The sequence below is a fragment of the Burkholderia theae genome, assembly GCF_048565265.1.
Taxonomy (GTDB): Bacteria; Pseudomonadota; Gammaproteobacteria; order Burkholderiales; family Burkholderiaceae; genus Burkholderia; species Burkholderia theae.
The window spans coordinates 382,275-407,123 of sequence record NZ_CP183461.1 but is presented as its reverse complement, the minus strand read 5'-3'; the positions used below and the strand labels follow the sequence as shown (position 1 = coordinate 407,123).

Genomic DNA, 24,849 nt, shown 5'->3' with positions numbered 1-24,849 from the left:
TTGCCGTCCGTCATTTATTTCTCGGAATCGACGAGGCCGCGCACGAACCAGCGCTGCATCGCCAGCACGACGACGAGCGGCGGAACCATCGCCAGCAGCGTCGCCGCCATCACGTACTGCCATTCGGTCGCGGCGTCGCCGCTCGCGATCATCGTCTTGATGCCCACCACCGCCGTCGACAGCGACGCCTCCGTCGTGATCAGGATCGGCCACAGATACTGGTTCCAGCCGTAGATGAACGTGATCACGAACAGCGCCGCGATGCTCGTCTTCGACAGCGGCAGCACGACGTCCCAGAAGAAGCGCAGCGGCCCCGCGCCGTCGATGCGCGCGGCATCCATCAGCTCGTCCGGCAGCGTCATGAAGAACTGGCGGAACAGGAACGTCGCGGTCGCCGATGCGATCAGCGGCAGCGTGAGCCCCGCGTACGTGTTCGTCAGGTGCAGCGTCGACACGACCTGCACGGTCGGGAAGATCCGCACCTCGACCGGCAGCATCAGCGTGATGAAGATCAGCCAGAACGCCGTGTTGCGGAACGGGAAGCGGAAATAGACGATCGCGTACGCGGACAGGATCGACATCGCGATCTTCCCGACCGCGATGCCGAGCGCCATTGCGAAGCTGTTGACGAGCAGGCGGCCGAACGGCGCCGTCGTGCCGCCGCTGCCGTGCCCCCAGATGTATGCGATGTTCTCGAACAGGTGCGTGCTCGGCACCAGCGACAGCGGCACCGTGAACACTTCCTGCGCGTTCATCGTCGCCGCACAGAACGCGACGTAGACGGGGAACACGATCAGCACGACGCCCGCGATCAGCACCGCGTGGCAGAACAGGTCGAAGCCCTTGCGATTTTCGATCATGCGTATTGCACCCTGCGTTCGACGAAGCGGAACTGGATCACCGTGAGCCCGACGACAATGATCATCAGCACGACCGACTGCGCGCCCGAACTACCGATGTCGAGCCCCTGGAAGCCCTCCGCGAAGATCTTGTAGATCAGCGTCTTCGTGCTCTGCGCCGGGCCGCCCCCGGTGGCCGCGTCGATCACCGGGAACGTGTCGAAGAACGCGTAGACGAGGTTCACGACCAGCAGGAAGAAACTCGTCGGCGACAGCAACGGCAGCACGATGTTGAAGAAGCGCCGCACCGGCCCGGCACCGTCGATCGCCGCCGCCTCGATCAGCGAGCGCGGGATCGCCTGCAGGCCCGCGTAGAAGAACAGGAAGTTGTAGCTCACCTGCTTCCACACCGATGCGAGCACGATGAGGAACATCGCCTGTCCGCCGTTCAGCGCGTGGTTCCACACGATGCCGCCCTTCGCGAGCGCATACGTGATGAGCCCGATGCTCGGGTTGAACAGGAACGCCCACAGCACGGCCGCGATCGTCGGTGCGACGGCGTACGGCCAGATCAGCAGCGTGCGGTACACGCGCGCGCCGCGGATCACGCGGTCGGCGCACGCGGCGAGCACCAGCGACACGACGAGCCCGCTCACCGTGACGAGCGAGCTGAACACGAGGGTCGTGCGAAACGAATCGAGATACAGCGGATCGGCGAACAGGTGCGTGAAGTTCGCGAGGCCGACGAACTCGCTCGACGTGCCGAACGCGTCCTGCATCTGCGTCGACTGCCACAGCGCGACGCCAGCCGGCCACAGGAAAAACACGGCGGTGATCGCGAGCTGCGGCGCGATCAGCAGGTACGGCACCAGGCTCGTACCGAAGCGGGAACGGGATTGCATCGCGGATATCCGGTCAGGCGAAACGGAAAGGAAACCGCGCCGCCGGGCGGCACGCGCGCAAGCGCGGCACGTCCGGCGGCACGAAGCGATGCGTGCTCAGCCGCCCGACTTCTCGAAGCGGCGCAGCAGCTCGTCGCCGCGCGAGGCCGCCGAATCGAGCGCGTCCTTCGGCGATTTCTTCTCCGCCCAGACCTGCTCGAACTCCTCGTCGACGACCGTGCGGATCTGCGGCATGTTGCCCAGGCGCAGCCCCTTCGTGTACGGCAGCGGCGGCTTGTTCAGCATCTGCTTGATCGCGGTTTCGGCGCTCGGGTTCTTCGCGTAGAAGCCCTGCTGGCGCGTGAGGTCGTACGCGGCCGTCGTGACGGGCAGGTAGCCCGTGTCCTGATGCCACTTCGCGGCGACGGCCGGCGAGGCCAGGTAGGCGAGGAATTTCGCGACGCCCTTGTAGGTCGCCGGATCCTTGCCGGCCAGCACCCACAGGCTCGCACCGCCGATGATCGCGTTCTGCGGCGCGCCCTTCACGTTCGCGTCGTACGGCATCATCCCCGTGCCGTAGCTGAACTTCGCGAATTTCTGCACGTTCGCGAGTGCGCCCGACGACGTCGTCAGGATCCCGCAGTCGCCGCTGTAGAACTTCGCCGACGCTTCGTCCTTGCGGCCCGCGTACGTGAACGTGCCGTCCTTGGCCATCTGCTGCAGGAACGCGACGTGCGCGATCTGCTGCGGCTTGTTGAATTCGAGCACGGCGTCGGTGCCGTCGAAGCCGTTGTTGCGGCTCGCGAACGGCAGCCCGTGCCATGCGCTGTAGTTCTCGAGCTGGATCCAGCCCTGCCAGCCGGTCGTGAAGCCGCACGCCATCCCCGACTTGCGCAGCTTCTCGGCATCGGCCTTCACGTCGGCCCACGTCTTCGGCGGCTGGTTCGGATCGAGGCCGGCCTTCTTGAACGCATCCTTGTTGTAGTACAGCACCGGCGTCGAGCTGTTGAACGGCATCGACACGAGATGGCCCGTCTTCGCGTCGCTGTAGTAGCTCGAGATGGTCGGCACGAACGCCTTTTCGTCGAGCGGCACGCCGGCCTGCTTGAACACGTCGTAGACAGGCACGACGGCCTTCTTCGCCTGCATCATCGTGGCGGTGCCGACTTCATACACCTGGAGGATCGCCGGCGCGTTGCCGCTGCGATAGGCGGCGATGCCGGCCGCGAGCGCCTGGTCGTAGGTGCCCTTGAAGACCGGCACGATCTTGTAGTCGCTCTGCGACGCGTTGAACTGCTCGGCGATCGCGTTGACCCGCTCGCCGAGCGCGGCCTCCATCGCATGCCAGAACTGGATCTCCGTCGCGGCGAGCGCCATATGCTGCACACCGAACATCAGCGCGCCGCCAAGCGCGATCGAACGAACCACGGTCCCCGCAGGCTTCTTCTTCATCGACCTCTCTCCTATGAAAACGTTACCAACAGCGTGTGCAACATTCCCGTCGCCATTGAACCGGCGAAGTCTAGTGATCGTTTGTGACAGTCAGTTGTCGTTGATGACGAACAGGCGCTGATATTCCTTCAGCGCGAAGCGATCGGTCATGCCGGCGATGTAGTGTGCGACAAGGCGCGGCTGCTGCGCCTGGTCTTCCGACTGGTACGGCGGCGGCAGCAGGCGCGGATCTTCGATGAACGCGTCGAACAGCCCCGTGACGACGCGCTGCGCCTTGCTCGCCATGCGCATCACCTTGTAGTGGCGATACAGGTTCTTGAAGAGAAAGCGCTTGAGGGCGGCCGCCTGTGCGGCGACCGTCTCGCTGTGCGACACGAGCGGCGGCGCGGCGCGCACGTCGTCGAGCGACGCGGGCGCGACGCGCGCGAGATTGCGCGTCGTCTCGTCGATCAGGTCGACGATCAGCGTGTTGATGATGCGGCGCACCGTCTCGTGCACGAGCCGGCGGCCTTCGAGGTGCGGGAATTCGGCGAGCGCCGCTTCGTAGTGGCGCTGCCACAGCTCGACTTCCGCGAGCTGCTCGATCGTGATCAGGCCGGAGCGCAGGCCGTCGTCGACGTCGTGGTTGTTGTAGGCGATCTCGTCCGCGATGTTCGCGAGCTGCGCTTCGAGCGACGGCTGGCGGCCCTGCAGGAAGCGCTCGCCGAGCGCGCCGAGCTTGCGCGCGTTCTCGCGCGAGCAGTGCTTCAGGATGCCTTCACGCGTCTCGAAGCACAGGTTCAGCCCGTTGAACGCGCCGTAGTGCTCCTCGAGCTCGTCGACGACCGCAAGGCTCTGCAGGTTGTGCTCGAAGCCGCCATGCTCGCGCATGCACGCGTTCAGCGCGTCCTGCCCGGCATGGCCGAACGGCGTATGGCCGAGATCGTGCGCGAGCGAGATCGCCTCGACGAGATCCTCGTTCAGGCGCAGGTTGCGCGCGACCGAGCGCGCGATCTGCGCGACTTCGAGGCTGTGCGTGAGGCGTGTGCGGAACAGGTCGCCTTCGTGATTGACGAAAACCTGCGTCTTGTATTCGAGCCGGCGAAACGCGGTCGAATGAACGATGCGGTCACGGTCGCGCTGGAACTCGGTGCGCGCCGCCGGCGGCGTTTCGGGATGGCGGCGGCCGCGCGACTGCGACGCGTGGGCGGCATACGGAGCGAGATGGGCTTCCAGCGCCGCCAGCGTCGGCGGCTCGGCCACCGGCGCAGCGGGTGCGCGGTTGGCTTCGGGCAGTGTGCTGCTGGATGTCTCGCTCACGTCTCCTCCATGTCAGGGGCGCCGGGCATCCGGGCCGCCGTTAGCGCGTCGTCTGCGCCAGTGTTGCGAACACAGCCTCGTCCGGCGCCTGCGTGATCAGCGTATCGCCGAATCGCTTCAGCAGGATGAACTTGATCGCGCCGGCCTCGGCCTTCTTGTCGACACGCATCAGGTCCATATAGCGCGTGTCGCCGAGCGCAGGCCCCTGGGTCGGCAGATGCGCGGCCGCGATCACCGCGTCGAGGCGCTGCCGCGACGCTTCGTCGAGCAGGCCGAGCCGTACCGACAGGTCGCCCGCCATCACCATCCCGCAGCCGACCGCCTCGCCGTGCAGCCACTCGCCGTAGCCGAGCCCGGCCTCGATCGCATGACCGAACGTGTGACCGAAGTTCAGGATCGCGCGCAGGCCGCCTTCGCGCTCGTCGGCCGCGACCACGCTCGCCTTGATCTCGCACGAACGCTTCACGGCATGCGCGAGCGCAGCCGGCTCGCGACGGTTCAGCGCGCCGACGTTCGCCTCGATCCAGTCGAAGAATTCCGCATCGGCGATCGCGCCGGTCTTGATGACTTCGGCGACGCCGGCCGCCAGTTCGCGATCGGGCAGCGTCGTCAGCGCGCCGATGTCCGCGATCACGGCCTGCGGCTGGTAGAACGCGCCGATCATGTTCTTGCCGAGCGGGTGGTTGATGCCCGTCTTGCCGCCGACCGACGAATCGACCTGCGATAGCAGCGTCGTCGGCACCTGGATGAACGGCACGCCGCGCATGTAGCATGCGGCGGCAAAGCCCGTCATGTCGCCGACCACGCCGCCGCCGAGCGCGACGAGCGTCGTCTTGCGGTCCGCGTGCTCGGTCAGCAGGCCGTCGAAGATCAGGTTCAGCGTTTCCCAGTTCTTGTAGGCCTCGCCGTCCGGCAGCACGACCGTCGACACGCGCTTGCCGAGCGGCGCGAGCGCCGCGCGCAGCGCGTCGCCGTAGAGCGGATCGACCGTCGTGTTCGTGACGATCGTGACGGACGAACCCTTGATGTGAGGCGCGAACAGCTCGGCGCGGCCGATCAGGCCGGCGCCAATGTGAATCGGATAGGCGCGGTCGCCCAGATCGACGTTGACAGTAATCATGCTTGTAGCGGCTTGGCGATGACGCCCGCCAGTTCGAGTTGCATCAGCACCATGTTGACGAGACCGTTGACCGACGGACGGCCGGTCTCGATGACGAAATCCGCGCATTCGCGGTACAGCGGGTCGCGCACTTCGTACAGCGCTTCGAGACGCCCCTTCGGATCTTCGGTCTGCAGCAGCGGGCGGTTCTTGTCCTTGCGCGTGCGCAGCCACAGATCGTGCGGATTGGCACGCAGGTAGATGACGATGCCGTTGTTTTTCAGGCAGTCGCGATTTTCCTGGCGCAGCACCGCGCCGCCGCCCGTCGCGAGCACGATGTTCTCGCGCTGCGTGAGATCGGTGATCACCTGCGTTTCGCGATCGCGAAACCCGGCCTCGCCTTCCAGTTCGAAGATCACCGGAATGCGCGCGCCCGTGCGGGCCTCGATTTCGTGGTCGGAGTCGAAAAACGTCCTGTCGAGACGACGCGCGACCGCGCGGCCCACGGTGGTCTTACCCGCTCCCATAAGGCCGACGAAAAATACGTTTGCATGTGGGTCCCGCGCTTGCAACGGCTTCCTCTGCTTCAATCTTGCTGGTGTGTGGCGCAGCTTACTGGCAAAGCGGCTGCCTTGTCGAGCCTGCGCCGGCGGCTTCCGGCCCCGTTTTCTCGGCATCTGCGTCGCCCGCGCCGTGCACTTCGCAGCGCGCATCGACGACGGTCGGCGTGATGAAGACGACCAGTTCGTTGCGCTGGTCGCGCTGCGCGCGGTGCCGGAAAAGCGCGCCCAGAAACGGTATTTTGCCCAAGAGCGGCACGCGCGTCACATCGTTCCGGTTCAGTTGTTCATAGATCCCGCCGATCGCGACCGTCCCGCCGTCCTCGACCTCGACGCGGGTCTGCACGTGCTTCGTGTGGATCGCCGGGCCGGCCGCCGTCGGCTCGCCGACGCTGTCCTTCGTCACGTCCAGGTCGAGCACCACACGCCCGTCCGGCGTGATCTGCGGCTCGACCTCGAGCTTGAGCGTCGCGCGGCGGAACTGCACGCCGCTCATGCCGTTGCCGACCTTGGCCTGATACGGCAGCTCCGACCCCTGTTCGACGATCGCCTTGACGCGATCGGCGGTCACCACGCGCGGACGCGAAACGATCTGGCCCCGCCCCTGCGCCTCGAGCGCGCTCAGTTCGACGTCGAGTACGCGGCTGAGCGGCGCGGCGAACAGCGTGAAGCCGGCGGTCGCCGCGTCGAAGCCACCGAGCGGCCGCGCGGCAAGGTCGAGCGCGTTGCGCGCGTCCGTCGTGAACGTGGCGCCGTCGCCCGACGACGGCCGCCCCTGCGCACGCAGCGCGACGCGTGCGCCGAGATTGCGCGAGAAGCCTTGCTCCCCCTCGACGATGCGGGCCTCGATCCGGACCTGCCGCGACGGCCGGTCGATCGCATCGATCAGGCCCTCGATCTGTGCGATACGCGGGGCAAGGTCGGTGACGAACAGCAGGTTCGTGCGCGGATCGGCCGCCGCGGCGCCGCGTTTCGACAGCAGGCGCTGGCCGGTTGCGCCGGCCAGCAGCCGTTGCACGTCCTGCGCGCGCGAGTAGCGCAGCGCGAATGTACGGCTCGCGAGCGGCTCCAGATCGGCGGCCCGTGCATGCATCTCGAAGCGCTCGCGTTCGCGCGCGGCCAGTTCCGCCGCCGGCGTGACCCATATCACGTTGCCGCGCCGCGACATCGCGAGCCCGTGCGTGTCGAGCAGCGTGTCGAACGCATCGCGCCAGCGAACATTGTTCAGACGTAACGTCACGGTGCCGCGCACCTGCTCGCCGACGACGATATTGAGCCCCGTGAACCGCGCGAACGCGTCGAACGCGGCGGCGAGCCCGGCGCCCTGCAGATTCAGCGAGATCCGCCGCGCGTCGTCCGCATCGCCGGGTTGCCGTGCCGCGGCGTCGCTCATCCGGGCCGGCGGCGCCAACGGGATCGGCGGCCCTTCAAGCCCGGGGGCCGTTGCGGCGGCTTCGGCTTCCACCTGAACCGCCGCGTGAACCGCCTGATCGAACGGCGGAGAACCGGCCTCCGCCGATATGTCATTGCCGACGCTGCCGGCCACGCCTGACGGCGGCGGCAGGCCCGGCACCCGTGCATCCATCGACACGGCGGGCCAGGCGGCCGGCAACGGCGGCAACGACGCGCCTGCGCCGGCCGCCGTCAACCCCGCCCAGACGACGAGTGTCCAATATCCAAATCTCGTCATGGCCGACCTCCATCGCCCATGACGAGCCGATGCGCACCGTCGGCCGTCGCGAGCGTCACGGCTGCGGGGTCGACACGCACCACGCGCGCGGCGCCGAGTGCTTCCCCGGGCGCCACGGCCGTGAACGCACCGTCGCCATCGTCGAACAACGCGAGACCGGCACGCGCGTCGCGAATCGTGCCGGCCAGGCGGGCCGCCCGACCCTCCGCGTCAGATGGGCCAGCCCCACCGAAGGGATCGATGTCGAGCGCGGCGGCCTGAACCAGTACCGTGCCACCTGCGGCCGTTACCGCCGGCAGCGCCGGAAACACGTCCACCGATATTTCCACCCGCGCCGACTGCATGCCACGTTCAACGCGCAGCGCCGACGGCACCGCCAGTACCGGGAAGCGCGCCAGCCCGCCGATCATGTGCAACAACGCGCCAAAGCCGCCATCCGCGACGATGCGCACCGTGCGCCGGCCATCCGGCACCGCGCCATCGGCGCCCTGCGGCTCGATCGATACGCCATTCAACCCGCTCGATACGGCGAGATCGGCCAGTTCGAGCATCAGCGCGGCCCATTCCGGCACACGCGACAAGCGATCGTCGCGCGCTGGCGCCGGATGTGCGTCGCGTCGTTGCGCAGCGGCAGCGAGGACGCGCTGCGCGTCGGCCGCACGCACCTGCGCCGCCGCCAGCAACGCGCGACTGTGCGCGAGCCCACCCCAGTCGCCAGAATTCGCCAGATGAATACCGCCCGCCAGTACGGCGACGAACGCGAGCGCACAGCCTGCGACATGCGCAGCCGCCGGCGACACGCGCCACTTGCCGCTCAGCCACGCGTCGCCGCGCAACGCGCCCCGATGCGTGAGCGCCGTCATGCGCTACCTCCTGTCGGTTGCCGCGGCGGCATCGCGTCGTGCCAGCGCAGTTGGACCGAGAACCGGAACGGCATCCCGGCCGCCGCGACCGGAGCCTCCGAAGCCGGCTTCAGCGCCTCTATGTCGATCCGCCAGTCACGCTGCTCGCGTGCCATCGCCGAGAGCCACCGCGCGGCCGCCCGGTAACTCGTGGCGCGCGCATCGAGCACGGCACCGGTCGCTGTGGTGCGCAGCGCGTCGAGCCGGACGGTGCCGTCACGCACTTGCGCCAGCGTCGCCAGCAGCCCTGCGACGCGCCGGTAAGGCTCGGCCAGCGCGGCTGCCTGCACTCCGCGCTGCGCGATGACGACGGCTGCGTTGGCGGCGCGCGTCGCGGCGCCCACCTGCGGCTGCAACTGTCGCAGCCGCGCCTCCACGCTCGCGCGCTCGGCGTCCGCCCGCCACCGCGACAAGGTGGCGACGCCCGTCCACAAGCCGGTGCCGAATACGCCGAGCAGGATCGCCATACCGCACTGCACGGCCCGGCGACGCCTCAACGCCTGTGCCAGCCGCTCGCGGTACGGCAGCAGGTTGAAGCCGCCGAGCCCCGCGCGGCCGTCCGGACCCGCCCCAAACACGTTTATCGGAATGCGCCCGGCCATCATTCCCACACTCCGCGCAACGCCAGCCCGAACGCGACGGCGAACGCCGGTCCACGCGGCATGCCGGCGGGCGGGCACGGCAGCCCGTCCCAACCCGTGCAGTCGAACGGCACCGCTACCACGCCGAGCACGTCGCCGATCTCGGCGACGGACGTACCGAAGCGGGCGATGCACCGCTCGTCCCCGGCCACGAGGACGCAGCGCGCGGCCCCGAGCGCACGCTGGCGCAATGCATCGGCGAACGCCCCCGGCACGGCGCCGGACAGCGTGAGCACCGGTGCGGCCACCGGGCCGTCGATGCGCCAGCCGTGCACGCCCGAGTCGCAGAACCAGAGCCCGGCGTAGCCGCCATGTACGTCGAGCTCGAACTGCGCGGCATAACGCAACGCGCGCAGCACGGCGGCCGACTCGCCGTCGACCGCCGTCAGATCAACACCGGCCTGGGCCGCCACGTCGATCCGCCGCTCGAGCAGCGCCAGCGGAGCCACCGCAACCGCGATCTCACCGGATCGCGCCCCGCCGTCCTGTCGCCAGTCGAACGCGAGACTGTCCGGCGCCAGCCCGGAGATTCGCTCGGCCGCCTGCCGTGCGGCGTCCGCGATGTCGTCACGCCCGGCCAGGTCCAGCGTCGCGGTACGCATCTCGTCGTCGTGCAGCGCCATCACGCCGCGCGCGTCGCACCGCACGCCCGCCGCCGACAGCCGCGACACGGCCGCCGCCAGCGCACGCGCGACCGCGGCCCAGCGCGCGTCGTCCGGCCCGCCCGCCAGCCCGACCGGCTCCCGCTCGAGCCCCTCGATGCACACCTCCGCGACACGGGCGCGCCGGCTCAGCACGACCACCCTCACCTCGTCCGCGCCGACGTCGATTCCCGTCGACCAGTGCCTGCCCTGCGCGAACCGCGCTCCCCATCGTCCCGCCATCCCGGCCTCCCGCGATCGTCGCGGCCCACGCCGCGTTTCCGAGGCCTGATTCTGCAAAACGGTGCGTGCGGCCGACAGTCGGCCGAACGGCCAGCAATGGCTCGCGGCGGCCGCGCGAGGACTATGCTGGTGGTACGCCAACCCGCGATGTTCCGGCGGGCGGCGCCCGCGTCAGGACCGGTCTTACCGGGCAGCTATAATCGCGGGACTGTTTTCCGGTATGCCTATGCAATCCACGACTCCTACGTCCCCGCCTCCTGCCCCGGAGCCGAAAAAGCGGCCCTGGTGGCAAAAAGTCATGCTCGGCTTCGCCGCGATGTGCGTGGCCCTCGTCGTGGCCGGCGGCCTCGTGCTCGGCTACGCGCTCGTCGTCGCCTGGCCGAACATGCCGTCGCTCGATGCGCTGACCGACTATCGCCCGAAGGTGCCGCTGCGCATCTATACGTCCGATCACGTGCTGATCGGCGAATTCGGCGAGGAGCGCCGCGACGTCGTCCATTTCAAGGACGTGCCCGATTCGCTCAAGAAGGCGATCCTCGCGATCGAGGACGCGCGCTTCTACGATCACGGCGGCGTCGACCTCACCGGCATCATCCGCGCCGGCTTCGTCGCGCTGACGAACGGTCACGCGTCGCAGGGCGCGAGCACGATCACGATGCAGGTCGCGCGCAACTTCTTCCTGTCGAGCGAGAAGACCTACACGCGCAAGATCTACGAGATGCTGCTCGCGTACCGGATCGAGCGCGCGCTGACGAAGGATCAGATTCTCGAGGTCTACATGAATCAGATCTATCTCGGCCAGCGCGCATACGGCTTCGCGAGCGCCGCGCGGGTCTATTTCGGCAAGGACCTGAAGGACATCACGCTCGCGGAAGCGGCGATGCTCGCCGGGCTGCCGAAGGCGCCGTCCGCGTACAACCCGGTCGTCAATCCGAAGCGCGCGAAGGTGCGCCAGGAATACATCCTGCAGCGGATGCTCGAGCTGAACTTCATCACGCGCGAGCAGTACGACGAAGCCGTCGCGCAACCGCTCGTCGTCAAGGGCCCGGGGCGCGATTTCAGCGTGCACGCCGAATACGTCGCGGAAATGGTCCGGCAGATGATGTACGCGCAGTACCGCGAGGAAACCTACACGCGCGGCTTCAACGTCGTGACGACGATCGATTCCGCGGACCAGCAGGTCGCGTACACCGCGCTGCGCAAGGGGATCATGGATTACGAGCGCCGGCACGGCTATCGCGGGCCGGAGGGCTTCATCGAGCTGCCGGCCGGTGCCGATGACCGCGAACAGGCAATCGACGACGCGCTGCTCGAGCACCCCGACAACGGCGAACTGATTGCCGCGGTCGTCACGGCCGCGAACCCGCGCCAGATCACGGTCGCGTTCATCGACGGCAGCAATGCGACGATCGAAGGCGACAACCTGCGCTTCGCGTCGGGCGCGCTGTCGACCAGCGCGCAGCCGAACCGCCGCATCCGCCCCGGTGCGATCGTCCGCGTCGTGAAGAACGATGCCGGCAAATGGTCGATCACGCAGTTGCCGCAGGTCGAAGGCGCGTTCCTGTCGATCATTCCGCAGGACGGCGCGATCCGCTCGCTCGTCGGCGGCTTCGACTACAACAAGAACAAGTTCAACCACGTCACGCAGGCCTGGCGGCAGCCGGGTTCGTCGTTCAAGCCGTTCATCTACTCGGCGTCGCTCGACAAGGGCCTCGGGCCGGCAACCGTGATCAACGACGGCCCGCTGTATTTCAGCGCCGCCGAAACGGGCGGCCAGCCGTGGGAGCCGAAGAACTACGGCGGCGGCTTCGAAGGCCCGATGTCGATGCGCACTGCGCTGCAGCGCTCGCGCAACCTCGTGTCGATCCGGATCCTGAACCACATCGGCACGAAGTACGCGCAGCAGTACATCACGCGCTTCGGCTTCGACGCCGATCGCCATCCGGCCTACCTGCCGATGGCGCTCGGCGCGGGCCAGGTCACGCCGCTGCAGATGGCCGGCGCGTACTCGGTATTCGCGAACGGCGGCTATCGCGTCAATCCGTACCTGATCGCCGAAGTCACCGATCCGAACGGCGCGATCGTCGCGCGCGCGCAGCCGCTCGTCGCCGAGCAGAACGCGCCGCGCGCGATCGACGCCCGCAACGCCTACGTGATGAACAGCCTGCTGCAGAGCGTCGCGCAGCGCGGCACGGGCGCACGGACCAACGTGCTGAAGCGCACCGACCTCGCGGGCAAGACCGGTACGACGAACGACTCGCACGACGCATGGTTCGCCGGCTACCAGCACACGCTTGCCGCGATCGCATGGATCGGCTACGACAACCCGCGCAGCCTCGGCGATCGCGAAACCGGCGGCGGCCTGTCGCTCCCGGTCTGGATCGACTACATGGGCGCCGCGCTGAAGGGCGTGCCCGAGTTCAAGCCCACGGTGCCGGACGGCGTCGAATCGCTCGGCAGCGAGCTGTACTTCACCGACTTCACACCGGGGCACGGCTTCGTGTCGACGGTCGGTGTGCCGCAGGCGCCGGTCGCGCAGAACGTCGACGAAGCGGTGCCGCACGTCGACGAACAGGAAAAGCAGGACATCATGAACCTGTTCCGCGGCCACTGACACGCGGCCCGGACATCAAAAAAGCGCCCCGCGGGGCGCTTTTTCTTTGGGTACGACGTTCGGGGCCCGGCGCCCCGGCCGTCACACGCTGAACGTGATCGGCAGGCCGGCCTGCTGGGTCGCGTATTCGGTGAGCGCCGAGTAGAACTCGGTGCCCGTACGCGTATCGCGCCATTCGCCGTCGACGAAACGGTAGTGGAATCCGCCCGCCTTCGCGGCGATCCACACTTCCTTCATCGGCGGCTGCAGGTTGACGATGATCTTCGAGCCATTCTCGAACGTCAGCGTCAGGACGCTGCCGTTGCGCTCCAGATCGATGTCGTGGTCACCGTCGTTCGCGGTGTCGACGGTACGCTCGACGGCCGTCAGCACGGCCTCGGCACGGGTCAGGTATTCAGTATCGGACATGCTAAACTCTATCGGTTCAATTGTTCAGGGACGATCATGCGAGTCGTTTTCCGGATGAGCGCGATTGTAGCGGCTTTGGCGATTCTTGCCGGCTGCGGTCAAAGCGGCGCGCTCTATCTGCCCACCGTGCCTCCGCTGCCGAAGCCGATCCAGCAGCAGGACACGCCGCCGTCGGACGTGACGCCTACCGATGACAACGCGTCGACCGACAGTGTGCCCGATTCGTCCGGTACGCCGCTCATGCTGTCGCCCGAGCTGTCGAGCGGTGCATCGAAAATGCCCGCACCGGCGTCGAGCCCGGCCGTCACGCAGTAACGGCGCGACGCCGCCCGTGCGGCTCGCGAAACAAGGCGATGGCCTCCCGGTCATCGCCTTTTGTTTTTTCAGGCCGCGCCGTTACGCACGCACGCGCCGCCATCCCCATGCGATCAGCCGCCAGCCCAGCAGCGCAGCGACGATCGCGGCGTAAAGCCTGGGCTGCGCGAGATTGTGCTTGCCGGCCCGCATCCACCAGAAGTGCAGCACGCCGAACAGCGCGATCGCGTAGATCGCGCGGTGCAGCGTCGCCCAGTGGCGGCCGAGCCGGCGCACCATCGCGCGCGGCGACGTCGCGGCAAGCGGAATCAGCAGCACGAACGCCGCAAAACCGACCGTGATGAACGGGCGCTTGCCGACATCCTTCAGGATCGCGACGACATCGAACCACTTGTCGAACCACAGATAGGTCGTGAAGTGCAGCGTCGCGTAAAAGAACGCGAACAGCCCGATCATCCGGCGAAAGCGCAGCAGCGTGGCGGCCCCCGTCATGCGCCGCAGCGGCGTGACGGCCAGCGTGATGCACAGCATCACGAGCGTCCACAGGCCGGTCGAGCGCGTGATGAATTCGATCGGGTTCGCGCCGAGCCGGTCGGTCAGCCCGAACAGCACGAGACGCACGAGCGGATAGAGGCCGGCCGCAAAAACCAGCACCTTGGCCGGCACGAGCCAGCGCGGCGCGGCGCCACGGATCGCACCGGCCCGCGCCGCCCGTTCGGCCGGTCGGGCACCAGCGGCACGGGCGGGCGTCAGCGTCGAAGGAGGCATGTCGTTTCTCACCATCGCGCTCAGAAATTCTTTTTCAGGTCCATGCCCTGATACATCGACGCGACCAGATCGCCGTAGCCGTTGAACATCAGCGTCTTGCGCTTCGGCGTGAAGAAGCCGTCCTCGCCGATGCGCCGCTCGGTCGCCTGGCTCCAGCGCGGATGATCGACGTTCGGATTCACATTCGAATAAAAACCGTACTCGTTCGACGCATAGGTGTTCCAGCTCGTCTTCGGCTGCTTGTCGACGAACCGGATCTTCACGAGCGACTTCGCACTCTTGAAACCGTACTTCCACGGCACGACGATCCGCACCGGCGCGCCGTTCTGGTTCGGCAGCACCTGCCCGTAGACGCCCATCGTCAGCAGCGTCAGCGGATTCATCGCCTCGTCCATCCGCAGCCCTTCCGAGTACGGCCAGTCGAGCACGGGGGTCGAGAGGCCCGGCATCTGCGACGGATCGGCCAGCGTGATGAACTGCACGTATTTCGCGTTGCCGGTCGGCTGCACGCGCTTGATCAGCTCGGATAGCGGCACACCGATCCACGGGATCACCATCGACCATCCCTCGACGCAGCGCAGCCGATACACGCGCTCCTCGAGCGGTGCGAGCTTCAGCAGTTCCTCGAGATCGAACACCTTCGGGTGCTGCACCTCGCCCTCGACGCTCACGCGCCACGGGCGTGGCCGAAGCGTGCCGGCGTTCTGCGCCGGATCGCTCTTGTCCGTGCCGAATTCGTAGAAGTTGTTGTAGGACGTGATGTCCTTGAACGGCGTCACCTTGTCCGCCGCGACGAACTTCGGATTCGTTTTCGCCGCGAGCTTCGCCGCCCGCGCGTCGGGCGACGCATACGCGGCGAATGCCGGGCCGCTGCCGCCGAGCAGCCCGCCCGCCGCCGCGAGGCCGGCCGCCTGCAAGATACGCCGCCGGTTCTCGAACACCGCGCGCGGCGTGATCTCGCTGGGCGCGATATCACCGCCGGTCAGTACGTTCCGCAAAGGACGTTTGATCCACATCGTGCAGTTCCTCCTGCATGCGCCGCGCGCACGCTTCATCAGCGTTCGACCCGACCCACCGTGCGCCGTTCGACGCCCGGGTCGCCCGCCCGTTACAAAAGAAAACCGCCGGGCACGCAGTGCACCGGCGGTCTTATAGTCGGACGAGCGGCGAAAATCTTACAGCTTGCCGTAGCTGTGCAGCCCGGACAGGAACATGTTGACGCCGAGGAACGCGAACGTCGTCACGAGCAGGCCGGTGAGCGCCCACCACGCGGCAACCGCGCCGCGCAGGCCCTTCATCAACCGCATGTGCAGCCACGCCGCGTAGTTGAGCCACACGATCAGCGCCCAGGTTTCCTTCGGGTCCCAGCTCCAGTAACCGCCCCATGCCTCGGCCGCCCACAGCGCGCCGAGAATCGTCGCGATCGTGAAGAACGCGAAACCGACCGCGATCGACTTGTACATCACGTCGTCGAGCACCTCGAGGGTCGGCAGGCGATCGGCGAGCACGCCGCGCTCCTTCATCAGGTACGCGACCGACACCATCGCCGACAGCGCGAAGCTGCCGTAGCCGATGAAGTTCGCCGGCACGTGGATCTTCATCCACCAGCTCTGCAGTGCAGGCACGAGCGGCTGGATCTGCTGCGCATCGCGCGCGACCGAATACCACATCAGGAAGCCGACCGCGGCACTGATCACCAGCAGCACGAACGCGCCGAGCGCGCGCGTACCGTAGTGGCCTTCGTAATACAGATAGAGCAGCGCAGTGATCAGGCTGAACAGCACGAACACTTCATACAGGTTCGATACGGGGATATGCCCGACGTCCGCACCGATCAGGTAGGACTCGTACCAGCGCACCATCAGCCCCGTGAAGCCCATCAGCACGGCGACCCACGTGAGCTTCTGGCCGATCGCGGCGCCCGTTTGCGAGCGCGCGAGCAAGCCGATCCAGTAGAACATCGTCGCGAGCACGAACAGCGCGCTCATCCACAGGATCGCCGACTGGCTCGACAGGAAGTACTTGAGGAAGAACGCCGAATCGGCGCGCGCGAGATCGCCCTGGTAGATCTGGATCGACAGCAGCGACATCACGGCGATCGACGCCATCATCAGCCGCGCGGGCTTCCAGCGCCAGCCGAGCGTGATGAGCGCCGGCACGGCGCCGATCATCACCGCCTTGTCGTAGTAATCCATGTGCGCGTTGTAGTGCGCGAGCGCATAGCCCGCGCCCACCACGAGCGCCAGTGCGAACAGCCAGTCGAACAGCGACAGGCGCGCGAGGAACGGACGGTCGTCGAACAGCGGCGACGAAATCGGCGCCTGGGCCGACGCCGTATGGGAAGAGGAAACTTGCGTGAGATCCATGATGTTACCGGGTGGAATTCTCGGAATCGGAACCGCCGCCGGCAGGCGGGCGGGCCGTCGATGCCGCACCGGCGGGCGCGGCGTCGCGAGGTGCGGCGCGCAAGGCGACGCCGGCCGCGTCGCGCGTCTGCACGAATTCTTTCTCGAAATCGAAGGTCTTGCGGGCCGTGGACATCGCCATCACCACACCGACGCCCGAGCCGGCATCCTTGAGCCAGAACCAGAGGCGCCGCTCGCGCACGTAGAACATCGAGAAGATGCCGGCAACCAGCAGCAGGCTGCCAAGATACACCAGATTCTTTCCGGGTGCGCGCGTCAACTGAAATACCGAAGCTTGCACCTGCTTGAATGAGTCAAGCTGTAAATAGACCGGCGATCCATACAGAAAGCTGTCGGATAGCGCATTGATCGCGTTCTGCACAAAGCGGATCGTATCGGTGCCCTGCTGGGCGACCGGCTCGCCGGCACGCTCGCGCGCGATCTGCCAGACCTCCCACATCGACCCTTCGAGCATCCGCAGCAGCAGGCTCGCGGCCTTCTCCTGCTCGGCCTTCGGCACCGAGCGGTCGATGAACGTCGCCACGGCCTGGAAGCCGCCGACCGGCTGGCCGTCGGCGCCGCGGCCGACGCTGTCGTCGCTTGCCGCAAAAAGGGTCAGCACCTTCGATGCACTGTCCTGCAGGCGGCCGCGCAACGATGCGTCGGTGCCCGGCAGCGAACGCTGCGCGAACCGCGCGGCGGCTTCGGCACGTACGGCCGGATCCTCGAGCGCGGCGCGCAGGCGCATCCATTCGCCGATCGAATCCTGGCTGTCGGCCGGAATCCGCATGTAGCGGAACGGATCGTTCGGGCTCGCGCGCACGCCGGCGAGGAACACGCGCTCGCCGTTCATGTCGACCGGCAGCATGTAGTTGTTGAATTCGCGCGCCTGGCCGTCCTTGCCGCGGATCTTGTACTGCACGGACGGGCCGATGTTGTGGAGCTGCGTCGGCTTCGAGGTCTTCGCGCCGGAGCCGAGCCGTTCGTCGAACGCCTCCTTCAGCGACTCCGTCTTCGCGACGCCGCGCACGTCCGGCTTGCCGTTCGCGTCGGCCATGTTTTCGACGTTGATCGCGCGGAAATCGGAGAATTCGATCGTGTCGCCGTCGGCGCCCGGCATCTGCAGCGGCGCCGAACTGCCGATCGTGCCTTGCACCGGGAAGGTCTTCGGATTGCCGCCCGTCATCGGATAGGCGGTCATCTGCATCTGCGAGCCGCCGTCCTGGAAGCTCGACTGGTAGATCGACACGCCCTTGTACGTGAACGGCTTGTTGACCTCGACGCGCGCGGGGATCTTCTGGCCGGTCTCGCGATCGATCACGACGATGTCGCTCGCGAACAGCTTCGGCATGCCCGTCGTGTAGTAGTCGACGATGAACTTGTTGAGCTGGATCGAGAACGGCAGGTCCTGGATCAGCGAGCCGCTCGGCTGGTTCAGGATCGCGGTCGACACGAACTGGCCTTCGGGCACCCACGCATAACCGCGGAACGTCGGGTTCGACGCGGACAGGCGATGGTCGGGCGAGATCTCGCTGATCGTCGCGCTCGTGTTGACCGGGCTCTTGCCGAACATCCACATCTGGAATTTGATCGGCAGGTTGCTGTCGAGCAGGCCGCCGATACAGATCACGACGATCGCCAAGTGCGCGGAAATGTAGCCCCACTTGGTCATCGCGCCGCGCTTCGCGGAGATCAGCGTCGCGCCGTCGGTTTCACGCACGACGTGCTTGTAGCCGGCCTTGGTGACGAACGCGGCGAGCGTCGCCGCCACGGTCGCGCGCGTGCCGGAAGCCGTGTATTCGGCCTTGTGGTGGAACGCGCGCAGGCTGCCTTCGCGGACCTTGTCCTTCCAGCTCTTCGCATCGGCGAGCATCTTCGGCGCGTTGCGGATCACGCACAGCGAGATCGACGTGACGAGGAAGATCAGGATCAGCATGAACCACCACGCGCTGTACACGTTGTACAGGCCGAGCGAGCGGAAGATGTCCGCCCAGAACGGCCCGAACTGGTTCACGTAGTTCGGATACGGATCGTCCTGGGTCAGGACCGTGCCGATGATGCTCGCGATCGACAGCACCACCAGCAGCGCAATCGCGAAACGCATCGAGCTCAATAGCTCGATCGCGCGCTTCGATGCACCCTGGCCCGACTTCGACTGCAACCCCGACGTGGTAACGCTCATTCAAACTCCGACTAAGGGGAAACAGCCCCCACGCTCACTATGTTCGCTGCCCCAAGGGGGCGGTCAGCACGCTTGGGGCGGCCCGGCGAGTGCTGACAAAAAAGGGCGAGGCAACCGCAACGGTGCGGCGCCCCACCCTTTTCTTGTTCTGACTCCGGCCGCCCTTCGGGCGCCCGGTCATTCGATTCGCGGCTGACCGATCAACGCAGGCCCGCGATGTAATCCGCGACGGCCTTGATCTCGATGTCCGACAGACGCGTCGCGATCTGATGCATCGCCTCGTTGTTGTTACGCGCGCCGGCACCCTGCTGGAACGCGGTCAACTGCGCGACCGTGTAATCGGCCCATTGCCCCGACAGACGCGGGTACTGGACCGGGAGTCCCTGCCCGGTCGGCCCGTGGCAGCTCGCACAGGCGGGCACGCCCTTCTCGGCGAGGCCGCCGCGGTAGATCTTCTGGCCGATCGGCACGGTCGCCGCATCGCGCGCGGTGCCGAGCTTCGTGGTCTGCGACCCGTAGTACGCGGCGACGTTGCGCATGTCGTCCGCGCTCAACGCACTCGCGAAGCCGACCATCACCGCGTTCGTACGCACCGGCCCCTTCGCGCCCGGCTGCGTCTTGAAGTCGTTCAACTGCTTGACCAGATATTCGGGATGCTGGCCGGCAAGCTTCGGGAAACTGCCCGATGCGCTATTGCCGTCGGCGCCGTGACACGACGCGCAGACTTGCCCGGCAATCGCCTTGCCACGGTCGAGATCCGGTTTTGCCGCATCCGCCGCGTTTGCCTCTGCTACGAAACCTACGAACCCTGCTGCAACCTGAAGCACCATCAGAGACTTGCACAGTCGATTCATTCGCACACCCTGTTTCGTCTTGTGGGAATTTGAGGTTCTGCAAAAAACGACGGCGTTCAGTCTACCGCAGAAGCCGCATAAAAGCGCGAGGCAGGCGCCCGGTGGCCTTCGGTAAAACCGCCGTATTGTACAATATCGTGTTGAAAGCCCCTGCGCCTATCGGGGCTACCCCGCCTCCACCAAGCGGCTCGCGCCGCCCGTCCTTCCGGTTCCCATGGCCTTTCTGCTCCATCAAGCCCGCTTCTACACGACCGTCAACCATCTGCGCGACCTGCCGCCGACGGTGCAGCCGGAAATCGCGTTCGCGGGCCGCTCGAATGCCGGCAAGTCGACGGCGATCAACGTGCTGTGCAACCAGAAGCGGCTGGCCTTCGCGTCGAAGACGCCCGGCCGCACGCAGCATATCAACTACTTCTCCGTCGGCCCGGCCGACGAGCCCGTCGCGAACATCGTCGACCTGCCCGGCTACGGCTACGCGGAAGTGCCGGGCGCCGCAAAGGCGCACTGGGAAATGCTGCTGTCGTCCTATCTCGCGACCCGCTCGCAGCTCTGCGGCCTGATCCTGATGATGGATTCGCGCCGTCCGCTGACCGACCTCGATCGCCGCATGATCGAGTGGTTCACGCCGACCGGCAAGCCGATCCACACGCTGCTGACGAAGTGCGACAAATTGACGCGGCAGGAAAGCATCAATGCGCTACGGACCACACAAAAGGGGCTCGATGCGTATCGCGACCAGGGCGTCCAGGGCAAGCTGACAGTCCAGCTGTTCTCCGCATTGAAGCGCACGGGGCTCGACGAGGCACATGAGTTGATCGAGAGCTGGGTGCGGCCGTCCGTCGCCGACGAAGAAATCGCGCCTGTAGCACAATGATCGGGCAACGCGCGGCCGGGATCGGCGGCGCGCACCTGACGGCGCCTGCGGATTCGGCCGGCTCATAAAAAAACCCGCCGTTTAACGGCGGGTCAAACAGCCTAATCGAAAAACGACAGGCACCCGCTCAGGGAGGAGAAGCGGGGAGCAACACGCAACGCGTGCCGCTCGATCGCTATCATATACCAACGCTCCCAAAAATCACCTAAGGGTTCCGTAAGGTCCTTACCGCCCTGATTTCTGTCCAATCGCCATGAGCTTCCATCCGCTTCATCGTCCGCGCCGGATGCGCCGCGACGACTTCTCCCGCCGCCTGATGCGCGAAAACCGCCTGACCACCGACGACCTGATCTATCCAGTGTTCGTCGTCGAAGGCACCAACGAACGGCAGCCGGTGCCGTCGATGCCCGGCGTCGAGCGCGTGTCCGTCGATCTGCTGATGCATGTCGCCGAGCAATGCGTCGAACTCGGCGTGCCCGTGCTGTCGCTGTTCCCCGCCATCGAGCCGTCGCTTAAGACGCCTGACGGCCGTGAGGCAGCCAATCCGGAAGGCCTGATCCCGCGCGCGGTACGCGAGCTGAAGAAGCGCTTCCCCGAGCTCGGCGTGCTGACCGACGTCGCGCTCGATCCGTACACGAGCCACGGCCAGGACGGCGTGCTCGACGAGAACGGCTACGTGATCAACGACGACACAATCGAGATCCTGGTCGATCAGGCGCGTGCGCAGGCTGAAGCCGGCGTCGACATCGTCGCGCCGTCCGACATGATGGACGGCCGCATCGGCGCGGTTCGCGAAATGCTGGAAAGCGACGGCCACATCCATACGCGCATCATGGCGTATTCGGCCAAGTTCGCGTCGGCGTTCTACGGCCCGTTCCGCGACGCGGTCGGCTCGGCGTCCAACCTGGGCAAGGGCAACAAGATGACCTACCAGATGGATCCGGCGAACAGCGACGAAGCGCTGCGCGAAGTGCGCCTCGACATCGACGAAGGCGCCGACATGGTGATGGTCAAGCCCGGCATGCCGTATCTCGACATCGTGCGCCGCGTGAAGGACGAGTTCCGCTTCCCGACCTACGTGTACCAGGTAAGCGGCGAATACGCGATGCTGAAGGCCGCCGCGATGAACGGCTGGCTCGACCACGACAAGGTCGTGCTCGAATCGCTGCTCGCGTTCAAGCGGGCGGGTGCCGACGGCGTGCTCACGTACTTCGCGCTCGACGCCGCGCGTCTGCTGAAAGCGCAACGCTGATCGCGCACCGGCAGGCAGAAAGAAAAACGGCGGGACACCTCGGTGTTCCGCCGTTTTTTTGTTGGTCGCCGATCGAGGCCGCCTGTCGGCGCCGAGTCGTCAGCTCATGCTGCGGGAGCACCCCGTTTCGCCGCCGGCACGCGCCCGGCGCGCATCGTCATACCGTCGGGACAGCGGCCCGGTCGAGACTGCGCAGGAACGTCTCGGCCGCCTGATAACCGACCACGCGCCCGATCTCGTTGCCGTTGCGATCGAAGAAGATGATCCCCGGCGGGCCGAACAGGTTGAAGCGCTTGAGCAGCGCCTGGTCGTCCGGGTTGTTCGCGGTGACGTCCGCGCGCACGAGATGGAGCTTCGCGAGCCGCGCCTGCACGCGCGCGTCGGTAAACGTCAGATGCTCCATCTCCTTGCAGCTCACGCACCAGTCGGCGTAGAAGTCGAGCATCACGGGCTGGCCCGACGTCTTCAACAGCGCGTCGAGCTCGCCACTGGAGCGCACCGATGCGAACGCGGGGCCATCCTGCGCGGCCGCGCCAGCCGCCGCAGTGCCGCCCAACGCTACCGTGCGCGCCGCAAGCACGGCCAGCGGCTTGACCGGATCGGTCGATCCGGCGGCCAGGCCGACGAGCAGCGTCGCCGCCCAGATCGCGAGTGCGGCGCCCACACCGCGGCCGAGGCGGCGCCAGATCGACGCGGCGGCGGCATTCGGCGTGAACAGGCCGAGGGCCGCGGCGGCGATAAGCAACCACAGCGCGGCAAGCACCATCTTCAGCCCGCCCGCCAGCACCGGCCACACGATCCACAGCGCGGCCGCGAGCAGCACGATGCCGAAGAACACCTTCACGCCATCCATCCATGCGCCCGCGCGCGGCAGCACCGTCCCGGCGCCGATGCCGACGACGAGCAGCGGCACGCCGAGCCCCAGCCCCATCGCGAACAGCGCCGCGCCACCAAGCAGCGCATTGCCGGTGTGCGCGATGAACGCGAGTACCGCGAACAGCGGTGCCGTCATGCAGGCGCCGACCACCAGCGCCGACAATGCGCCCATCGCCGCGACCGCAATGAAGTGGCCACCCTGGCGTGCGCTCGATGCCTCGGACGCGCCGTTCTGCCAGCGCGCGGGCAGCGCGATGTCCTTGCCCGAAATCAGCGACACCGCGAACGCGGCCAGCAGCACGCCGAACGCGCCGAGCACCCACGGGTTCTGCAGCCACGCGCCGAGGCTTTGGCCGACCAGTGCCGCGGCGATGCCGAGCGCCGTGTAGACCAGCGCCATGCCGACCACATAGGTCAGCGACAGCGCGAAGCCGCGCGCATGCGTCGCGCGCGTGCCCTGGCCGATGATGATCGCGGACACGATCGGAATCATCGGGTACGAACACGGCAAGAGGCTCAGCACGACGCCCGCGACGAAGTACAGTGCGACGATCGTGAAGAAGCCCTGCCCTTCGAGCAGCGACTGCGCGAAATCGGCACTCGTGACCTTGTCGAACCAGCTGCCCGCGGCAGCCGTTTCACCGGACGGCGACGCGGCGCCGAGCGCGGCGCCATCGACCTTCACCACGTGCTCGGCCGGCGGATAGCAGATCCCCTCGTCCGCGCACCCCTGCGACGTCACCGCGAGCTCGAATGGCCCCGACGCCTGCTTGACGGGCACATGCACGACGACTTCGTCGCGATAGGTCTCGACGTTCTTCTGGAACGTCTGGTCGAACTTCACGTGGCCGGCCGGGAATAGCGGCTCGCCGAGCGTCGCCTGCCCGCCCTTCACCGCGAACGCGAACCGCTCGCGGTACAGGTAATAGCCGTCGGCAACCTTAAAGTGAACGTCCACCTGTCCCGGCGATTCGCTCGCACTGAACTTGAACGCGACCGACGGATCGAGAAAATCGTCGGCCGCGCGCGCGGCCGAAAGCCCGCCCAGCACGAGCACGAACGACAACAGGACTGCAAGGAACCGCAGCGCGCGCACGCGCACGGGAAGCGCCATACCGTTAAACATGAAATAGACGTTAAGTTTCGCTGGTCACCCATTGACCGTACGCGGCCGAAGCCGTCGACTGCCAGGAGACGATTTCGGGCGTCTCGTAAGGATGATGCGCGAGAATAAATCGCTCCAGTTCGAGCGCCCGCACGGGGCTCGTCTTGAACAGCAACTGGATCTCGTCGGCCGTTTCGACCTTGCCCTGCCAGTGATAGCGCGACTTGATCGCGCCGAGCTCCGACACGCACGCGGCAAGCCGCGCATCGAGCGCGCCGTCGGAGAGCGCCGCGGCCGTCGCCGCATCGGGCACCGTCGTCAGCATCAGCACCACTATCATCCGCGCCCTCCTGGCTGGTCTACCGGCTTCTGCCGACACGGGTCGCCCCGCTGGAAACACGCCGGCTGCCCCGTATCGTAGCGCAGCCCGCGCAACGCTGCCGGCGCCGGCCTGCGACAATCGATCGCAGCCGGCGCCTCAAAAACAAAAAGGGCCAAGCTATTGCTCGGCCCCTTTCAGATACTGCTGCGTACCGGAAGCTTATTCAGCTTCTTGCACGTTTTCCGTTTCGTCGACTTCCGGACGATCGAGCAGCTCGACCAGTGCCATCGGTGCGTTGTCACCGACGCGGAAGCCGAACTTCAGCACGCGCAGGTAGCCGCCCGGACGGTTCGCGAAACGCGGACCGAGCACGTCGAACAGCTTCGCCACCGAGTCACGATCGCGCAGGCGGTTGAACGCCAGGCGACGGTTTGCCAGCGACGGCTTCTTGCCGAGCGTGATCAGCGGCTCGACGACTTTACGGAGTTCCTTCGCCTTCGGCAGCGTCGTCTTGATGACTTCGTGCTCGATCAGCGAGTTGGACATGTTACGGAGCATAGCCAGACGGTGGCTGCTCGTGCGGTTCAGTTTCCGCAGACCATGACGATGGCGCATTTCAGTTTCCTT

At 66.8% G+C, this 24,849-nt stretch carries 23 protein-coding genes; 4 read left to right on the top strand and 19 right to left on the bottom strand.

Annotation, left to right across the window (positions count from 1 at the left end):
• Positions 1-14: 14 nt before the first annotated feature.
• From ugpE to ACN22W_RS01925, 10 genes are all read right to left on the bottom strand, one after another.
• Complete coding sequence (gene ugpE, locus ACN22W_RS01970; RefSeq protein ID WP_129513535.1) at positions 15-860, bottom strand: sn-glycerol-3-phosphate ABC transporter permease UgpE; 846 nt, start codon at positions 858-860, stop codon at positions 15-17.
• Positions 857-1,741 carry a sn-glycerol-3-phosphate ABC transporter permease UgpA gene (gene ugpA / locus ACN22W_RS01965; RefSeq protein ID WP_193097497.1) on the bottom strand — a complete coding sequence of 295 codons (885 nt, stop codon included), beginning with the start codon at positions 1,739-1,741 and terminating at the stop codon, positions 857-859. Before ugpA ends, ugpE begins: the two co-directional genes overlap by 4 nt.
• 96 nt (positions 1,742-1,837) lie before the next feature.
• The gene (gene ugpB / locus ACN22W_RS01960; RefSeq protein WP_419685991.1) at positions 1,838-3,172 is read right to left on the bottom strand and encodes a sn-glycerol-3-phosphate ABC transporter substrate-binding protein UgpB; all 1,335 of its coding nucleotides are present in this window, start codon (positions 3,170-3,172) and stop codon (positions 1,838-1,840) included.
• Between the two features lie 90 nt (positions 3,173-3,262).
• Positions 3,263-4,471, bottom strand: a complete 1,209-nt coding sequence (locus ACN22W_RS01955) for a deoxyguanosinetriphosphate triphosphohydrolase (protein WP_193097496.1) — start codon at positions 4,469-4,471, stop codon at positions 3,263-3,265.
• A gap of 40 nt (positions 4,472-4,511) precedes the next feature.
• On the bottom strand, positions 4,512-5,591 hold the full coding sequence (aroB, locus tag ACN22W_RS01950) for a 3-dehydroquinate synthase (protein WP_419685990.1): 1,080 nt from the start codon (positions 5,589-5,591) through the stop codon (positions 4,512-4,514).
• Positions 5,588-6,142, bottom strand: a complete 555-nt coding sequence (locus ACN22W_RS01945; RefSeq protein WP_419687356.1) for a shikimate kinase — start codon at positions 6,140-6,142, stop codon at positions 5,588-5,590. The genes aroB and ACN22W_RS01945 overlap by 4 nt, the downstream gene beginning before the upstream one ends.
• Positions 6,143-6,182: 40 nt before the next feature.
• The gene (locus ACN22W_RS01940; RefSeq protein ID WP_419685987.1) at positions 6,183-7,820 is read right to left on the bottom strand and encodes a type IV pilus secretin PilQ; all 1,638 of its coding nucleotides are present in this window, start codon (positions 7,818-7,820) and stop codon (positions 6,183-6,185) included.
• Entirely contained in the window at positions 7,817-8,683 is an 867-nt protein-coding gene (locus ACN22W_RS01935; protein ID WP_419685986.1) for a pilus assembly protein, read from the bottom strand. The genes ACN22W_RS01940 and ACN22W_RS01935 overlap by 4 nt, the downstream gene beginning before the upstream one ends.
• Positions 8,680-9,324 carry a fimbrial protein gene (locus ACN22W_RS01930; protein WP_419687354.1) on the bottom strand — a complete coding sequence of 215 codons (645 nt, stop codon included), beginning with the start codon at positions 9,322-9,324 and terminating at the stop codon, positions 8,680-8,682. Before ACN22W_RS01930 ends, ACN22W_RS01935 begins: the two co-directional genes overlap by 4 nt.
• On the bottom strand, positions 9,324-10,247 hold the full coding sequence (locus ACN22W_RS01925; protein WP_419685985.1) for a competence protein ComA: 924 nt from the start codon (positions 10,245-10,247) through the stop codon (positions 9,324-9,326). The genes ACN22W_RS01930 and ACN22W_RS01925 overlap by 1 nt, the downstream gene beginning before the upstream one ends.
• 220 nt (positions 10,248-10,467) lie before the next feature.
• On the opposite strand from ACN22W_RS01925, the gene ACN22W_RS01920 reads away from it, so the two are divergent.
• On the top strand, positions 10,468-12,861 hold the full coding sequence (locus ACN22W_RS01920) for a penicillin-binding protein 1A (RefSeq protein ID WP_193097491.1): 2,394 nt from the start codon (positions 10,468-10,470) through the stop codon (positions 12,859-12,861).
• Positions 12,862-12,942: 81 nt separating this feature from the next.
• Here ACN22W_RS01920 and cyaY read toward each other — a convergent pair whose 3' ends face one another.
• The gene (gene cyaY, locus ACN22W_RS01915; protein WP_419685984.1) at positions 12,943-13,269 is read right to left on the bottom strand and encodes an iron donor protein CyaY; all 327 of its coding nucleotides are present in this window, start codon (positions 13,267-13,269) and stop codon (positions 12,943-12,945) included.
• A 36-nt stretch (positions 13,270-13,305) separates the two neighbouring features.
• Here cyaY and lptM point away from each other — a divergent pair, with 36 nt between their 5' ends.
• Positions 13,306-13,584 carry an LPS translocon maturation chaperone LptM gene (gene lptM / locus ACN22W_RS01910; RefSeq protein ID WP_419685982.1) on the top strand — a complete coding sequence of 93 codons (279 nt, stop codon included), beginning with the start codon at positions 13,306-13,308 and terminating at the stop codon, positions 13,582-13,584.
• 81 nt (positions 13,585-13,665) lie between these two features.
• Here lptM and msrQ read toward each other — a convergent pair whose 3' ends face one another.
• From msrQ to ACN22W_RS01885, 5 genes are all read right to left on the bottom strand, one after another.
• Positions 13,666-14,352 carry a protein-methionine-sulfoxide reductase heme-binding subunit MsrQ gene (msrQ, locus tag ACN22W_RS01905; protein WP_419685980.1) on the bottom strand — a complete coding sequence of 229 codons (687 nt, stop codon included), beginning with the start codon at positions 14,350-14,352 and terminating at the stop codon, positions 13,666-13,668.
• Positions 14,353-14,372: 20 nt separating this feature from the next.
• Positions 14,373-15,368: a protein-methionine-sulfoxide reductase catalytic subunit MsrP gene (gene msrP, locus ACN22W_RS01900; protein ID WP_419685978.1), complete on the bottom strand. Its 996-nt coding sequence runs from the start codon at positions 15,366-15,368 to the stop codon at positions 14,373-14,375.
• 159 nt (positions 15,369-15,527) lie between these two features.
• Positions 15,528-16,718 carry a c-type cytochrome biogenesis protein CcsB gene (ccsB, locus tag ACN22W_RS01895; protein ID WP_419685976.1) on the bottom strand — a complete coding sequence of 397 codons (1,191 nt, stop codon included), beginning with the start codon at positions 16,716-16,718 and terminating at the stop codon, positions 15,528-15,530.
• Between the two features lie 4 nt (positions 16,719-16,722).
• Positions 16,723-18,939 (bottom strand): cytochrome c biogenesis protein ResB, encoded by a 2,217-nt coding sequence (locus ACN22W_RS01890; protein WP_412022605.1) that lies wholly within the window; start codon positions 18,937-18,939, stop codon positions 16,723-16,725.
• Positions 18,940-19,139: 200 nt separating this feature from the next.
• The gene (locus tag ACN22W_RS01885; RefSeq protein ID WP_412022606.1) at positions 19,140-19,793 is read right to left on the bottom strand and encodes a c-type cytochrome; all 654 of its coding nucleotides are present in this window, start codon (positions 19,791-19,793) and stop codon (positions 19,140-19,142) included.
• Between the two features lie 214 nt (positions 19,794-20,007).
• Between ACN22W_RS01885 and yihA the strand changes: the two genes are divergently transcribed.
• Together yihA and hemB are read left to right on the top strand one after the other, a co-directional pair.
• Complete coding sequence (gene yihA / locus ACN22W_RS01880; protein ID WP_193097485.1) at positions 20,008-20,667, top strand: ribosome biogenesis GTP-binding protein YihA/YsxC; 660 nt, start codon at positions 20,008-20,010, stop codon at positions 20,665-20,667.
• Between the two features lie 253 nt (positions 20,668-20,920).
• Positions 20,921-21,919, top strand: a complete 999-nt coding sequence (gene hemB / locus ACN22W_RS01875) for a porphobilinogen synthase (protein ID WP_034209736.1) — start codon at positions 20,921-20,923, stop codon at positions 21,917-21,919.
• A 157-nt stretch (positions 21,920-22,076) separates the two neighbouring features.
• On the opposite strand, the gene dsbD is transcribed toward hemB, so the two are convergent.
• The 3 genes from dsbD to rplQ all read right to left on the bottom strand — a co-directional run bounded on the left by dsbD (position 22,077) and on the right by rplQ (position 24,837).
• A complete protein-coding gene (gene dsbD / locus ACN22W_RS01870) occupies positions 22,077-23,921 on the bottom strand; it encodes a protein-disulfide reductase DsbD (RefSeq protein ID WP_419685973.1) in 1,845 nt (614 codons plus the stop codon).
• 10 nt (positions 23,922-23,931) lie between these two features.
• The gene (cutA, locus tag ACN22W_RS01865) at positions 23,932-24,240 is read right to left on the bottom strand and encodes a divalent-cation tolerance protein CutA (protein ID WP_419685972.1); all 309 of its coding nucleotides are present in this window, start codon (positions 24,238-24,240) and stop codon (positions 23,932-23,934) included.
• 201 nt (positions 24,241-24,441) lie between these two features.
• Positions 24,442-24,837 (bottom strand): 50S ribosomal protein L17, encoded by a 396-nt coding sequence (gene rplQ, locus ACN22W_RS01860; protein ID WP_006477175.1) that lies wholly within the window; start codon positions 24,835-24,837, stop codon positions 24,442-24,444.
• Between the last annotated feature and the right edge of the window lie 12 nt (positions 24,838-24,849).

Coding starts and splice junctions, on each gene's coding strand:
- ugpE (WP_129513535.1), bottom strand. CDS start 860: ATGATCGAAAATCGCAAGGGCTTCGACCTGTTCTGCCACGCGGTGCTG.
- ugpA (WP_193097497.1), bottom strand. CDS start 1,741: ATGCAATCCCGTTCCCGCTTCGGTACGAGCCTGGTGCCGTACCTGCTG.
- ugpB (WP_419685991.1), bottom strand. CDS start 3,172: ATGAAGAAGAAGCCTGCGGGGACCGTGGTTCGTTCGATCGCGCTTGGC.
- aroB (WP_419685990.1), bottom strand. CDS start 5,591: ATGATTACTGTCAACGTCGATCTGGGCGACCGCGCCTATCCGATTCAC.
- ACN22W_RS01940 (WP_419685987.1), bottom strand. CDS start 7,820: ATGACGAGATTTGGATATTGGACACTCGTCGTCTGGGCGGGGTTGACG.
- ACN22W_RS01935 (WP_419685986.1), bottom strand. CDS start 8,683: ATGACGGCGCTCACGCATCGGGGCGCGTTGCGCGGCGACGCGTGGCTG.
- ACN22W_RS01930 (WP_419687354.1), bottom strand. CDS start 9,324: ATGGCCGGGCGCATTCCGATAAACGTGTTTGGGGCGGGTCCGGACGGC.
- ACN22W_RS01925 (WP_419685985.1), bottom strand. CDS start 10,247: ATGGCGGGACGATGGGGAGCGCGGTTCGCGCAGGGCAGGCACTGGTCG.
- ACN22W_RS01920 (WP_193097491.1), top strand. CDS start 10,468: ATGCCTATGCAATCCACGACTCCTACGTCCCCGCCTCCTGCCCCGGAG.
- cyaY (WP_419685984.1), bottom strand. CDS start 13,269: ATGTCCGATACTGAATACCTGACCCGTGCCGAGGCCGTGCTGACGGCC.
- lptM (WP_419685982.1), top strand. CDS start 13,306: ATGCGAGTCGTTTTCCGGATGAGCGCGATTGTAGCGGCTTTGGCGATT.
- msrQ (WP_419685980.1), bottom strand. CDS start 14,352: ATGCCTCCTTCGACGCTGACGCCCGCCCGTGCCGCTGGTGCCCGACCG.
- msrP (WP_419685978.1), bottom strand. CDS start 15,368: ATGTGGATCAAACGTCCTTTGCGGAACGTACTGACCGGCGGTGATATC.
- ccsB (WP_419685976.1), bottom strand. CDS start 16,718: ATGGATCTCACGCAAGTTTCCTCTTCCCATACGGCGTCGGCCCAGGCG.
- ACN22W_RS01890 (WP_412022605.1), bottom strand. CDS start 18,939: ATGAGCGTTACCACGTCGGGGTTGCAGTCGAAGTCGGGCCAGGGTGCA.
- ACN22W_RS01885 (WP_412022606.1), bottom strand. CDS start 19,793: ATGAATCGACTGTGCAAGTCTCTGATGGTGCTTCAGGTTGCAGCAGGG.
- yihA (WP_193097485.1), top strand. CDS start 20,008: ATGGCCTTTCTGCTCCATCAAGCCCGCTTCTACACGACCGTCAACCAT.
- hemB (WP_034209736.1), top strand. CDS start 20,921: ATGAGCTTCCATCCGCTTCATCGTCCGCGCCGGATGCGCCGCGACGAC.
- dsbD (WP_419685973.1), bottom strand. CDS start 23,921: ATGTTTAACGGTATGGCGCTTCCCGTGCGCGTGCGCGCGCTGCGGTTC.
- cutA (WP_419685972.1), bottom strand. CDS start 24,240: ATGATAGTGGTGCTGATGCTGACGACGGTGCCCGATGCGGCGACGGCC.
- rplQ (WP_006477175.1), bottom strand. CDS start 24,837: ATGCGCCATCGTCATGGTCTGCGGAAACTGAACCGCACGAGCAGCCAC.